General features: G+C 71.9%; 13 protein-coding genes. 5 read left to right on the top strand and 8 right to left on the bottom strand.

What is annotated here, in order from left to right; all coding sequences use genetic code 11:
• The first annotated feature begins 10 nt into the window (after window positions 1-10).
• Both ACT2CW_RS43975 and ACT2CW_RS43970 read left to right on the top strand, forming a co-directional pair.
• Window positions 11-487, top strand: a complete 477-nt coding sequence (locus ACT2CW_RS43975; RefSeq protein ID WP_037964513.1) for an FMN-binding protein — start codon at window positions 11-13, stop codon at window positions 485-487.
• Window positions 488-534: 47 nt separating this feature from the next.
• Complete coding sequence (locus tag ACT2CW_RS43970) at window positions 535-1,275, top strand: FAD:protein FMN transferase (RefSeq protein WP_445520702.1); 741 nt, start codon at window positions 535-537, stop codon at window positions 1,273-1,275.
• 19 nt (window positions 1,276-1,294) lie between these two features.
• Here the strand turns inward: ACT2CW_RS43970 and ACT2CW_RS43965 are convergent, their stop codons facing one another.
• Window positions 1,295-1,681 carry a DUF488 domain-containing protein gene (locus ACT2CW_RS43965; protein WP_445520659.1) on the bottom strand — a complete coding sequence of 129 codons (387 nt, stop codon included), beginning with the start codon at window positions 1,679-1,681 and terminating at the stop codon, window positions 1,295-1,297.
• A gap of 51 nt (window positions 1,682-1,732) precedes the next feature.
• Here ACT2CW_RS43965 and ACT2CW_RS43960 point away from each other — a divergent pair, with 51 nt between their 5' ends.
• Together ACT2CW_RS43960 and ACT2CW_RS43955 are read left to right on the top strand one after the other, a co-directional pair.
• Window positions 1,733-2,323, top strand: coding sequence for a pyridoxamine 5'-phosphate oxidase family protein (locus ACT2CW_RS43960; protein WP_445520658.1), 591 nt, complete (start codon window positions 1,733-1,735; stop codon window positions 2,321-2,323).
• Between the two features lie 66 nt (window positions 2,324-2,389).
• Window positions 2,390-3,406: a bile acid:sodium symporter family protein gene (locus ACT2CW_RS43955; RefSeq protein ID WP_445520657.1), complete on the top strand. Its 1,017-nt coding sequence runs from the start codon at window positions 2,390-2,392 to the stop codon at window positions 3,404-3,406.
• 57 nt (window positions 3,407-3,463) lie between these two features.
• On the opposite strand, the gene ACT2CW_RS43950 is transcribed toward ACT2CW_RS43955, so the two are convergent.
• From ACT2CW_RS43950 to ACT2CW_RS43925, 6 genes are read right to left on the bottom strand one after another with little or no spacing between them, the layout of a single operon-like run.
• On the bottom strand, window positions 3,464-5,176 hold the full coding sequence (locus ACT2CW_RS43950) for an adenine deaminase C-terminal domain-containing protein (RefSeq protein ID WP_445520656.1): 1,713 nt from the start codon (window positions 5,174-5,176) through the stop codon (window positions 3,464-3,466).
• 55 nt (window positions 5,177-5,231) lie between these two features.
• Window positions 5,232-6,299 (bottom strand): nucleoside hydrolase, encoded by a 1,068-nt coding sequence (locus ACT2CW_RS43945; protein WP_445520655.1) that lies wholly within the window; start codon window positions 6,297-6,299, stop codon window positions 5,232-5,234.
• Complete coding sequence (locus ACT2CW_RS43940) at window positions 6,296-7,348, bottom strand: ABC transporter substrate-binding protein (protein WP_445520654.1); 1,053 nt, start codon at window positions 7,346-7,348, stop codon at window positions 6,296-6,298. The genes ACT2CW_RS43945 and ACT2CW_RS43940 overlap by 4 nt, the downstream gene beginning before the upstream one ends.
• Window positions 7,345-8,379 carry an ABC transporter ATP-binding protein gene (locus ACT2CW_RS43935; RefSeq protein WP_445520653.1) on the bottom strand — a complete coding sequence of 345 codons (1,035 nt, stop codon included), beginning with the start codon at window positions 8,377-8,379 and terminating at the stop codon, window positions 7,345-7,347. Before ACT2CW_RS43935 ends, ACT2CW_RS43940 begins: the two co-directional genes overlap by 4 nt.
• Window positions 8,380-8,390: 11 nt before the next feature.
• On the bottom strand, window positions 8,391-9,176 hold the full coding sequence (locus tag ACT2CW_RS43930) for an ABC transporter permease (RefSeq protein WP_174890224.1): 786 nt from the start codon (window positions 9,174-9,176) through the stop codon (window positions 8,391-8,393).
• Window positions 9,176-9,997 (bottom strand): ABC transporter permease, encoded by an 822-nt coding sequence (locus ACT2CW_RS43925; protein WP_311767000.1) that lies wholly within the window; start codon window positions 9,995-9,997, stop codon window positions 9,176-9,178. The genes ACT2CW_RS43930 and ACT2CW_RS43925 overlap by 1 nt, the downstream gene beginning before the upstream one ends.
• A gap of 155 nt (window positions 9,998-10,152) precedes the next feature.
• Between ACT2CW_RS43925 and ACT2CW_RS43920 the strand changes: the two genes are divergently transcribed.
• The gene (locus ACT2CW_RS43920; protein ID WP_164434679.1) at window positions 10,153-11,193 is read left to right on the top strand and encodes a LacI family DNA-binding transcriptional regulator; all 1,041 of its coding nucleotides are present in this window, start codon (window positions 10,153-10,155) and stop codon (window positions 11,191-11,193) included.
• Here the strand turns inward: ACT2CW_RS43920 and ACT2CW_RS43915 are convergent.
• A complete protein-coding gene (locus ACT2CW_RS43915; protein WP_037964504.1) occupies window positions 11,190-11,741 on the bottom strand; it encodes an arginine repressor in 552 nt (183 codons plus the stop codon). The genes ACT2CW_RS43920 and ACT2CW_RS43915 overlap by 4 nt on opposite strands.
• Between the last annotated feature and the right edge of the window lies 1 nt (window position 11,742).

Below are 11,742 nucleotides of genomic sequence, written 5' to 3'. Positions count from 1 at the left end.
AGGTGAAGCCATGAAGAGGAAGCATCCGCTGCGCCGCATCATCGTGGGAACGGCCGCCACCGTCTCCGGTGTGGTGCTGCTGCTCGCACTGAAGCAGCCCGGTTCCGGGGGCGGCCAGGCCGTCGCCGAGAACCAGCCGGGGCAGGCGCCCCCGGTCGCGGCCACGGCACAGCCGGGCGGGGCGGGCGCGGGGGCCGGGGCGGGCGCGGGCGGCGCCCGTACGGTCACCGGCGACGCCGTGCAGACGCAGTACGGCCCGGTCCAGGTGAGCCTCACCGTCAACGGCGGGAAGATCACCGGCGCGCAGGCGGTCAAGACCCCGGACTCCGGGCCTCGCAGCGAGCAGATCGCCAAGGACTCCATCCCCAAGCTCAACCAGCAGGCGGTGTCCGCGGCGAAGGTGGACACGGTCTCCGGGGCCACCTACACCAGCGAGGGCTACGCCAAGTCGCTCCAGAGCGCGCTCGACAAGGCGGGTGCCAAGTGACGTACGGAATGGACGAACCCGAGCCGCTGCGCCATGTCGAGCACGTCATGGGCACGGTCTTCTCCTTCGACATCCGCGAGGTCGCGCCCGCCGACCGGCCCCGGGTGCAGGCCGCGCTGGACGGGGCCGTGGTCGGGCTGCACCGGGTGGACGAGCTGTTCTCCACCTATCGCCGGGACAGCCAGATCAGCCGGCTGGGGCGCGGTGAGCTGACGCTGTCGCGCTGCGATCCCGAGGTCCGCGATGTGCTGCGGATGTGCGAGGACGCCGAGCACCGCAGCGGCGGCTGGTTCACCGCCCGGTACGCCGGTGGCCGCCTCGACCCGACCGGCCTGGTCAAGGGCTGGGCGGTGGAGCGCGCCGCCCGGATGCTGGTCTCCTCCGGCGCCGGGTCGGTGTGTGTGAACGGCGGCGGCGACGTCCAGGTGCACGGCGGCCCCTGGCGGGTGGGCATCGCCGATCCGCTGCGCCGGGGCGAGCTGGCCGCGATCGTGGAGACCCACGGCGAGCTGGCGGTGGCCACCTCGGGCCCGGCCGAGCGGGGCTGCCACATCCTGGACCCCCGCACCGGCCGCCCCCCGGCGCAGGGCCTGGCCTCGGTCACGGTGATCGCCACCAGCCTGGCCGACGCGGACGCCGTGGCCACCGCGGCCTGCGCCATGGGCGCCGAACGCGCCCGCCCGTGGCTCGGACGGCTCCCCGACGCCGAGGCGTTCGTGATCACCGCGGACGGCTCCACCTGGCACACCAGCGGCTTCGCCCGCTATTCGGCGGAGCTATGTGTCTGAGGCCCTTTCTCGGCGGCGCTCACTCCTGGTCGCGGATCTCCTCGGCCAGCACCTGGACATGGCCGTGGTCGAGGTCCTTCACGGCCGTGAGGAGGGTCAGAGGGCCGGAGGCGGTCAGCTCGCGGAGGTGGGCGACGGCCTCGCGGCGCTCCGGGGCGGTGAGCTCGGCGCGGTAGCGGCGGGTGAATTCCGGGAAGAGATCCGGGTCGTGGCCGTACCAGCGGCGCAGCTCGGTGGACGGGGCGGCGTCCTTGGCCCAGTCGTCCAGCCGGGCGTCGGCCTTGGCGAGGCCGCGCGGCCAGACGCGGTCCACCAGGACGCGGGTGCCGTCGTCCGGGTCGGGGGCGTCGTAAACCCGGCGGATCCGGATCTCGGGCTTGCTCGCGGACGCTTTCTTGGTGGCCATACGCCCATGGAACCATCGCCCCGGCGACCACCCGCAGGGATAATGCGCCACATGGGAAAGGTGTACGAACGTATCGACGGCAGGCTCCGCACCTTCATCGAAGAGCAGAAGATGTTCTTCACCGCCACCGCCCCGCTGGCCGGGGACGGCACGGTGAATCTCTCCCCGAAGGGGCTGACCGGCTCCTTCGCCGTACTCGACGAACTGACCGTGGCCTACCTGGACTTCGCGGGGAGCAACGCGGAGACCATCGCCCATCTGCGGGAGAACGGCAGGATCACCCTGATGTGGTGCGCCTTCACCGGCCCGCCGAACATCGTGCGCGTGCACGGCCGGGGCGAGCCGGTGTTCCGTGACGATCCGCGCTTCCCCGCGCTGCTGAAGCACTTCCCGGACATCGATGTCGAGGACCACGGGCTGCGGGCGGTCATCGTGGTGACGGCCGAGCTGATCCGGGACACCTGCGGTTACGCGGTGCCGTATCTGGACTACCGCGAGGACCGCCCGCTGCACGCCTCCCGCTTCCAGCGGGAGGACGACGAATCGCTGGACCGCTACTTCCACAAGAAGGAGCACATCGCCAGCAGCATCGACGGGCTGCCGGGGCTTCCGCTGCCGCTGCCGCCGCTGAGTTCCCCATAGTGGGTGTAGTGACCACATAACGAGACGGTGTTGCGGAAGGCACCTCCGGAAGCGTTCCATCACGCGGTGCGATCCGAATCGAAGAGCTCCGCGGCCAACTCCCCGACGACGGCGGGGCAGGCGCCCTCGTCGTCGCCGGAGCCCGCCGCCGCCGACCGGGCGGCCCGGCGGGCCGTCACCGTCTTCCCCCTCCTCGTCCTCGCCGCCGGTGCGGCGGGCCTCGCCACGCCCGGCACCTTCAGCGGCTGGGCACCGAACGTGCCCTATCTGCTCGGCGTGGTCATGTTCTGCATGGGGCTCACCATGACCCCGCGGGACTTCTCCGGTGTGGCCAAGCGGCCCTGGGCGGTGGCGCTCGGGCTGGTCGCGCACTATGTGATCATGCCGGGTCTCGGGTGGCTGATCGCCAACGCCCTCGGTCTCTCCCCGCAGTTGGCGGCCGGTGTCATCCTGGTCGGCTGCGCGCCGAGCGGAACGGCCTCCAACGTGGTGACGTATCTGGCGCGCGGCGATGTGGCGCTGTCGGTGTCCGTCGCCACCGTCTCCACGGTGCTCGCGCCGCTGGTCACCCCGCCGCTGACGCTGCTGCTTGCCGGGGAGTTCCTGCCGGTGGACGCGGAGTCGATGGTCACCGACATCCTCAAGACCGTACTGCTGCCGGTGGTCGGGGGGCTGGTCGTACGGCTGGTCGCCGGGCGGTTCATCCAGCGGCTGCTGGGGCTGCTGCCGTGGCTGTCGGCCGTCACCATCGGCGTGATCGTGGCCATCGTGGTGGCCGCCAGCGCGGACGCCATCAAGTCGGCGGCGGCGCTGGTGCTGCTCGCCGTGGTGCTCCACAACGGGCTCGGCCTGGCGCTGGGCTACGGGGCCGGGAAGCTGGCCCGGCTGGGCGCGCCCGCCAGCCGGGCCATGGCCTTCGAGGTCGGCATGCAGAACTCCGGGCTCGCCGCATCCCTGGCCGCCGCCCACTTCAGCCCGCTGGCCGCGCTCCCGGCCGCGGTGTTCTCCGTCTGGCACAACGTCTCGGGGGCGGTGGTGGCGGCCTGGATGTCGTACCGCGCGCGCAGGACGGAGACCGGCTGACGGCGACGGCCCGGCCCGGGCCCCCGGACGCGGCTGACGGCCGCCCCCCTTCGGCCGTCAGCCGATCCTGTCCGGCCGTCGGACGACGGCCGGCTCCCACGCCCGGTCGACCACCCGCACCAGGCCCTTGTCGGTGAGCTTGATCCGCGGCGAGACGGGCAGCGTCATGGTCGAGATGCTCATGAAGGCATTGCGGTGCCGCCAGCCCCACCGGTGCAGCGCCTCCCGTACGGCGGCCGCGCCCCGGGCGACCGCGGCGGCCGGGGCCGGGGACATCACGCCGCCCACCGGCAGCGGGAGGTGGACGACCGGCTCTCCGGCGACGGCCACACAGATGCCACCGTGGGAGCCGATCACCCGATTGGCCGCATGGCGCAGCGCGGTGGCGTCGGTGGCGACGACGGTGAGGTTGTGACTGTCGTGTGCGTACGTGGTGGCGACCGCGCCCTCGGCCAGCTCGAAGCCGACCACGGGGGCCATCGTCCGGCGGCCGGAGCGCTGGTGGCGCTCGTACACCGCGAGCACGGCCGTCCTGCCCTCCCACTTCACGGTGCCGTCCCGTACGGGCAGCACGACCTCGGCCGGTTCGGTGAAGGTGTCCACGGGGTTCACCCGCAGCGCCCGGAAGGTGTGTTCCCCATCGGGCAGCTCCACCCGCCAGCGGCAGTCGTCCTCGTCGAGCGGGCTGAGGCGTACCGAGTCGGCGAAGGGGTTGCGGACCGGGGCCGTCGCGTCGGCGTCGGCGGCCTCGACGACCTGTCCACCGCAGACGACGGTCACCGGCGTCGGGTCCTCCAGCGCGCGCAGCAGGACGAGGTCGGCCCGCTTCCCCGGTGCCACCACGCCACGGTCGTCCAGGCCGAGGCGGCGTGCCGGGTGCAGGGTGAGGGCCCGGAGCACGGTCAGCGGGCTGAGCCCGGCATCCAGCGCGACCCGGGCGATATGGTCCAGATGTCCGCGCTCGAGGATGGCATCGGCTGCCAGATCGTCCGTGACCAGGCAGAAGTCGGGCAGGACGGGGAGCTCGCGGAGGCGGGCCACCAACTCGGGGGTGAGGCACTTCTCCTGGAGCATCAGCAACATTCCGAGCCGGGCCTTCTCGACGGCGACCTCGGGGGTGTTCTTGGTGTGGTCGGAGTCGATCCCCGCCCAGAGGTACTCGCCCAGATCGTCGCCGGTCAGGCCCGGGCAGTGGCCGTCGAGCCGGACGCCCTTGCGCCGGGCGGCCTCGACGATCGACCGCATCCGCGGGGAACCCTCGACGACGGCCCGGTAGTCCATCACCTCGCCGAGCGTGGTCACCCCGTCCCAGTCGAGCATCTCGTCGATGTCCTCGGCGGTGAGCCGGGATCCGGCGGTCTCGAAACCCTCGAGCGCGGGGACGCAGGAGGGCACGGCCCACAGCATGGTCTGCGCGGGCGCGCGGCCCTGCTCGATCATCCAGGCCATGGCGTCGCGCCCGGCGACGTTGACGATCTCGTGCGGATCGGCGAGCACAGTGGTGGTACCGCGCCGCACCGTGATCCGGGCGAACTCGGCGGGGGTGAGCAGCGAGCTCTCGATGTGCATATGGGCGTCGATGTACCCGGGCGCCAGCAGCAGCCCCTCGGCGTCCAGGACGCGGTCGGAGTCGATCCGCACACCGGGCGCGACCACGGCTCGAATGAGGTCCCCGGTCACCACCACGTCCGCCGGCCGGACCTCGCCGGTGTGCACCGAGACGACGCCGGCACCACGGATGAGGAGATCGCAGCGGCTTGGCATCGGCATGGGGGTCTCCTGCTCGTTCTTGCTCTGGAATCGGGAGTGGGAGGGTGCGTCGGCCCTACGCCGAAGCGCCCGGCGCGGCAGCACTCGACGTGGCAGCACTCCGTACGGCAGCACCTGACACGGCAGCGCTCCGTACGGGGGCGCTCGGCGCGGGCGCGGTGGGCGCGCCGTAGCCGTCACGCAGCCGCGACATCAGGAACGCGCGGAACGCTGCCGCGTCGACGCCCGTCGCCACCTTCGCGTTGGGCGGCAGGCCGGTGCGCCCGTGGACGTCGGCGACCAGCGCGCCACGGGTGAACTCGCCCGCGCATTCCACGGTCACCCAGGCCTCGGTCCACTGGAGGAGGTCCGGCCGGATGGCCGCAGCGACAGCGAGCGCGTCGTGCACGGCACAGGCACGCACGGCGTGGCGGCGGGCGTAGCGCTCGATGAGATGGCTCAGCATCCGCCCGGCCGCCGAGGTCGCGGGCGCGCCGTCGGCGATCAGTGCCTCGGCGTCGGCGAGCGGGGTCAGAGCCTTGCGGGTCACATCGAGCCCGACGATGCGCAGCGGCACCCCGGCCTCGGCGACATAGCGGGCGGCCTCGGGGTCGGCGTGGAAGTTGAACTCGGCGGCGGGCGTGGTGTTGCCCGGGGCGAAGGCCGCGCCGCCCATGATGACGATCTCCGCCAGCCGCTCCCGGACGTCGGGGTGGGTGTGCAGCAGCGCGGCGACGTTGGTGAGCGGCGCCGTGGCGATGAGGGTGATCTCCTGGGGGGCGCCGGCACGGATCCGTTCGGCCATCCAGTCCACGGCGTGGCCGGGGTGGGCGGCCCGGGTGGGCGTGGGGAGTTCCACACCGCCCAGGCCGTACGCGCCGTGCACCGGCTCATCGGGGTGGCGCAGCGCGCGGGCCAGTGGCCCGGCGTGGCCGCGGAGCACCGGGGTGACCGCCGCGGCGCCGCCGATCAGGTCGCACAGCCGCAGGGCGTTGTCGACGACCTGATCGAGTCCGACGTTGCCCGCGACGGTGGTCACCCCCACGACGTCGAGTTCGGGTGACGCGTACGCCAGCAGCAGCGCGATCGCGTCGTCGATCCCGGGGTCGCAGTCGATGATGACCCGGTGGGGGGCCTGGCTCATCCGGAGACCTCGCGCTGGAAGCGGTCCACCCAGGCGTCGTTGTGATCGACCGCGTAGCCGAGGTCGGGGGAGGTGAACCCGGCTGCGGACGGGTCGCTCGCGGCCTTGCCCGCCACCTTGGTGAGGGACGCGGGCACCTTGGCGTCCTTGTTGACCGGCTTGTCGTTGAAGGAGGCGGCGGCCTTCTCCTGGACGTCCGCGGAGAGCAGATAGTCGATGAACTTCTCGGCGCCCGCCTTGTTCTTGCCGCCCTTGACGATCTGGGCGGTGTTGGCGGCGACGTAGCGGCCCTTGTCGAACGGTGCCCAGCCGATGGGCTTCCCGGCCTTGGCCGGATCCACGGCGAACAGGTCGAGGCCGGGGGCCATCTCGACCTCACCGCGGTCCAGAAGGCTCACCAGTTCGGTGCTGCGGTTGAAGAACTTGAGCACATGGGGCTTGAGGTCGGAGAGCTTCTTGAATCCGGCGTCGGCGTCCTTGGGGCCCGTGCCGTACGTGGCGGACGTGGCCTCCAGGAAGGGCATTCCGGCGCTGGTGGACATGTCGGGGACGGCGACTTTGCCCTTGTGCTCGGCCTTCCACAGGTCGTTCAGCGTGGGCGGCTCGCTGAACTTGTCGGTGCGGTAGAGCATGCCGAGCAACTGGTAGGTGTAGGCGGGGCCGTAGCCGTCCTCGCTCCTGGCGAACGCGTGCACCTTGGAGAGGTTGGGGACCTTCTTGGGGTCGATCTTGTCGAAGAGGCCCTGCTTCTGGCCCATGGCGGCGAAGAGGTCGGTGATCATGACGACGTCGACGGTGGGGTTCGCCTTGTTGACGCGGAGCTTGGTGAGGCGGTCGGCGTTGGCGCCGGTCTCCACGGTGACATCGATCCCGGTCTTCTTCTCGAACGGCTCGACCACCGTCTTCTCGAAGCGGTCCGCCCCGAAGCCGAAGGTGGAGACGGTCAGCTTCTTGGGGTCGGCGTCGGCGGTTTCGGCGCAGCCGGACAGGGACAGGGAGAGGGCGGCCGCGGCCGCCACGCCGGCGAGGACTCTGGTGCTGTGGGTCATGCGGGACACTCCTGCTGTTTCGAGGTGGCCGGCCGGGCGTCGCCGTCGTCGCCGGCCAGGGGGACGGCCCGCGCGAGGGGCAGGTGGAGCCGTACCGGCTCCCCCGCGCGCAGGGTGTCGTCGGTGCTGATGGCGTGGAGGACCCGGTCGCCGACGGTGGCGGTGACCGCCACGTCCGTACCGCGGAAGCGGACCGCGGCCACGGTCCCCTCGACCACTTCACCGCCGGGGGGCGGCTTCTGTCCGGGGGCGAGGACGCCCACATGCTCGGGCCTGATGGTGATCGGGCCCCGGCCGGGGAGGTCGAGGAAGTTCTCATAGCCCAGGAACTCCGCGACGAAGCGGGTCGCGGGCGCCCGGAAGACCTCGCGCGGCGGGCCCTGCTGCACGATCCGGCCACGGTCGAGGATCACCATGGAGTCGGCGAGCTCCAGCGCCTCCTCCTGGTCGTGGGTGACCAGGATGGCGGTGAGACCCGTCTCGCACTGGACGCGCAGCAGTTCCTGCCGCATCTGGACGCGCAGCCGCGCGTCCAGGTTGGACAGCGGCTCGTCCAGCAGCAGCACCGAGGGGCGGATGGCCACCGCGCGGGCGAGCGCGACCCGCTGCTGCTGGCCGCCGGAGAGCTCCTTGGGCTTGCGCCGGGCGAGATGGGCGAGGCCGACCAACTCCAGTACCTCGCCCACCCGGGTGCGGATCTCGGCGGCGGGCACGCCCCGCATCCGCAACCCGAACGCCACGTTCTTCTCCACGGTCAGATGCGGGAAGAGGGCGTACGACTGGAACACCATGCCGATGTTGCGGCGCTCGGGCGGCAGCCGGGTGGCCTCCTCGCCGTCGAGCAGGATGGTGCCGGAGCTGGGCGGGAGGAAACCCGCGATCATCCGCAGGGTCGTGGTCTTGCCGCAGCCGCTGGGCCCGAGCAGGGCGGTGAACTGTCCGCGCTCCACGGTCAGGTCGATGGCGTCCACGGCCACCGACCCCGAGAACTCCCGGGTGATGGCCCGGAGCTGGACCACTGGCGTCGTCATCTGGCGCATCCCTACTTGCTGAAGACCTTGTTGAATCCGACGAGCCGCTCCGTGACCAGGGCGACCAGCACGGTCGCCACCAGCAGCAGCGTGCTCACGGCCGCGACGACCGGGTCGAAGGAGAATTCCACGTAATGGAGCATCTCGACCGGGAGGGTGGAGACACCGGGACCGTTGAGGAGCAGTGACAGCGGCACATTGTTGAAGGAGGTGAGGAAGGACAGCACGGCCGCGGAGACGATGCCGGGCGTCATCACCGGCAGGGTGATGTGCAGGAACGTCCGCAGCGGCCCCGCGCCGAGACCGCGTCCCGCCTCCTCCAGGGCGGGGTCGGCCATGGCGAGCGAGGCTCCGGTCACCCGCACCGCGTACGGCAGGAGCAGCACGGTGTGGCCGATCAGCAGCGCCCCGAGGGCGGTGATCCGCAGGGTGACCATCAGCTGCTGGAACAGGGCGAACCCCAGGACCAACTCCGGCACGATCGCCGGGGACAGGAACAGCGCCTCGATCGCCCGACGACCGCGGAACCGGCGGCGCTGGATCGCCAGCGCGGCCGGAACACCGACGAGCAGCGCCAGGGCCGTCGCTCCGGCCGCCACCAGCGCGCTGGTGATGAGCGCGTCCTGGAAGGGCTGGTGGGCGAGCGCCTTGGTGAACCACTTCCCCGACAGACCCGGGGGCGGGAACTCGACGGTGTCACCGGAGGAGAACGCGATCGCGACGACGAGCAGGATCGGTCCGAGCAGAAACAGCAGCGCCAGCGCGGACAGCGCGGTGAGCACGGGACGCCCTCGCATCAGACCGCCCCCACCCGGGACAGCCGGCCGGATATCCAGCTCGCGGCGAGCACCAGCACGGTCATGATCAGGGCGACCGCGCTCGCCGCGCTCCAGTCGAGCTTCACATTGGCGTAGTCGTACAGCAGCGTGGCCAGCGTGCGGTTGCGGGTGCCGCCGAGCAGCAGCGGGGTGGTGAACGCGGTGACCGCGCCGGCGAAGACCAGGGTCGCGCCGACCAGCACGCCGGGCAGCGCGAGGGGCAGCACCACGCTCCGGAACGCCCGGCCCGGTTTGGCCCCGAGCCCCCTGGCCGCGTCCTCCAACTTGGCGTCGATATGGGAGAGCGAACTGTAGGAGGTCAGGATCATGATCGGGGTGAAGAGCTGGGTGAGCCCGGCGACCAGGGCGAATTCGGTGTAGAGCAGTTGGGTGCCACCGTCCACGAGCTTCAGGTCGATCAGCACGGAGCTGATCAGTCCGTTGCGGCCGAGGATGACCAGCCAGGAGAAGGTGCGGACGACGGTGGAGAGCAACAGCGGAAAGACGGCGAGCGCGAGCAGCAGGCCCTGACGGCGCCTGGGTGCCCGGGAGATCAGGTAGGCCACCGGGAAGCCGAGCAGCAGACAGATGACCGTGGTGAGGGCGGCGACCCGGATGGTCCGGGCCGCCACCTCCAGGACGTAGGCGTCACCGAGCATCCCGCCGAGATCGCCGAGTACATCAGGGTGCTCGGCGGCGGGCGGAGCGAACAGGGTGACGCCGAAGGGATAGAGGAAGCCGAAGGCGAGCAGCACCGCCCCGGGCAGGAGCAAGAGGCCAGACGCCGCTCTGCGTGACACGAACCCGCCCTCCGTCGACAATACGGTGCGCTGTGCACCACCACCGGTATGCAACCGGTTGCAGCAACCGGTTGCAGGCAAGGTACGCTAGGCCCGGGGAGGCCGTCAACGGCCATCGGTTAAAACCGTGTAACCGGCAACGAGAGCAGGGGCGGATGGTTCGACTGGCAGACGTCGCTCGAGCGGCGGGCGTGTCCACTTCCACGGCGTCACGTGCGCTCAGCAGGCCCGACATGGTCGCGGCGGAGACCCGGGAGCGGGTGTCCCTCGTGGCCGCCGAGATGGGATTCCGGCTCAACGCCACCGCCCGCGCCCTGACCACCGGCCACACCGGGCTGGTGGGAGTCATCGTCCCCACCCTCGCCAACCCCTTCTTCCCGCCCATCGTCACGGGCGTTCAGCAGCCCCTCACCGAGGCGGGCGGAAACGTCCTGCTCGGCGTCTCCGACCACTCGGCGGACCGTGAGCGGGAGTTGGTGCACCAACTGGGCCCGCGGGTCGACGGGCTCATCCTGGTCGCGCCGGTCAGCCCGGACGCCGCCCTGCGCTCGTTCGCCGAGCGGCTGCCCGTGGTGACGGTGGACCGCACGGCCCCGGGGCTGCCCGGGGTGGTGGTGGACACCCCCGGCGGAGTGACGAAACTGATGGACCATCTCCTCGGCCTCGGCCACCGTCGCATCGCCTACCTCGGCGGTCCGCCCGGCTCCTGGATGGACCGGCAGCGCCGGAAGGCCGCCCTGACCGCGGTGGCCGACGGCGGCGGCGAACTGATCGTCCTGGATCCCGTACCGCCCCGGTTCGACGCCGGACTGGCCACGGCGGAACACCTGGTGCGGCAGGAGACCCCGGTCACCGCCGTCATGGTCTACAGCAGCTATGTGCTGCTCGGCCTCTTCATGGGACTGGGCAGCGCCGGACTGCGGGTCCCGGAGGACATCAGCCTCGCCGCCTCCGACGACCTGACCGTCATCGGCATGACCCAGCCGGGCAGCACCGCGCTCCATGTCCCCCTCCAGGAGGCGGGAAGCGAGGCATGCCGACTGGTGCGCGAAACCCCCGCGGCGGGCTCCCGGCCACCGCGCGTCCGGATCGCCACGCGGCTGGTGGTGCGCGACTCCACCGCGGCCCCGCCCAGCGGGTCGACGCGCACACCGCCGCTGACGTCACGCGCCCCGTCGCGCGCCCGGAAGAGTTAGCGCTCCTTCTGGGCCAGCCTCAGCAGATGGTCGGCGAGCGCCTGGCCGCCCAGTGGGTCGCGGCTGATCAGCAGGAGCGTGTCGTCGCCCGCGATGGTGCCGAGGATGTCGTGCAGCTCCGCCGAGTCGATGGCCGAGGCGAGGAACTGGGCGGCGCCCGGCGGAGTGCGCAGCACCACGAGGTTGGCCGACGCCTCCGCCGAGATCAGCAGCTCACCCGCCAGCCGGGCCATCCGCGCCTCGCTCGCCGACTCGCCGAGCGGGGCGCGCGGCGTGCGGTCGCCGCCCTCGCTCGGCACCGCGTAGATCAGCTCACCGCCGGTGTTGCGGATCTTCACCGCGCCCAGCTCGTCCAGGTCCCGGGAGAGCGTCGCCTGGGTGACGGAGAGCCCGTCGTCCGCGAGCAGCTTGGCGAGCTGGCTCTGGGAGCGCACGGCCTGCCGGTTCAGGATGTCCACGATCCGGCGGTGGCGTGCAGTGCGGGTCTGCGGCACGGCCGGTCCGCCGTGGCCCACGTCCTGCGCGTCGGTGTGCTGCGCCTCGGTCATC

The sequence above is a fragment of the Streptomyces sp. NEAU-174 genome (genome assembly GCF_052665095.1).
Note: the sequence above shows the minus strand (reverse complement) of the source record. Positions and strands in the feature narration are given on the sequence as shown.

Bases quoted from the DNA above. Each gene is read 5' to 3' on its own strand.
- ACT2CW_RS43975 (WP_037964513.1), top strand. From the start codon at position 11: ATGAAGAGGAAGCATCCGCTGCGCCGCATCATCGTGGGAACGGCCGCC.
- ACT2CW_RS43930 (WP_174890224.1), bottom strand. From the start codon at position 9,176: ATGCGAGGGCGTCCCGTGCTCACCGCGCTGTCCGCGCTGGCGCTGCTG.
- ACT2CW_RS43940 (WP_445520654.1), bottom strand. From the start codon at position 7,348: ATGACCCACAGCACCAGAGTCCTCGCCGGCGTGGCGGCCGCGGCCGCC.
- ACT2CW_RS43935 (WP_445520653.1), bottom strand. From the start codon at position 8,379: ATGACGACGCCAGTGGTCCAGCTCCGGGCCATCACCCGGGAGTTCTCG.
- ACT2CW_RS43970 (WP_445520702.1), top strand. From the start codon at position 535: ATGGGCACGGTCTTCTCCTTCGACATCCGCGAGGTCGCGCCCGCCGAC.
- ACT2CW_RS43950 (WP_445520656.1), bottom strand. From the start codon at position 5,176: ATGCCGATGCCAAGCCGCTGCGATCTCCTCATCCGTGGTGCCGGCGTC.
- ACT2CW_RS43960 (WP_445520658.1), top strand. From the start codon at position 1,733: ATGGGAAAGGTGTACGAACGTATCGACGGCAGGCTCCGCACCTTCATC.
- ACT2CW_RS43920 (WP_164434679.1), top strand. From the start codon at position 10,153: ATGGTTCGACTGGCAGACGTCGCTCGAGCGGCGGGCGTGTCCACTTCC.
- ACT2CW_RS43915 (WP_037964504.1), bottom strand. From the start codon at position 11,741: ATGACCGAGGCGCAGCACACCGACGCGCAGGACGTGGGCCACGGCGGA.
- ACT2CW_RS43945 (WP_445520655.1), bottom strand. From the start codon at position 6,299: ATGAGCCAGGCCCCCCACCGGGTCATCATCGACTGCGACCCCGGGATC.
- ACT2CW_RS43965 (WP_445520659.1), bottom strand. From the start codon at position 1,681: ATGGCCACCAAGAAAGCGTCCGCGAGCAAGCCCGAGATCCGGATCCGC.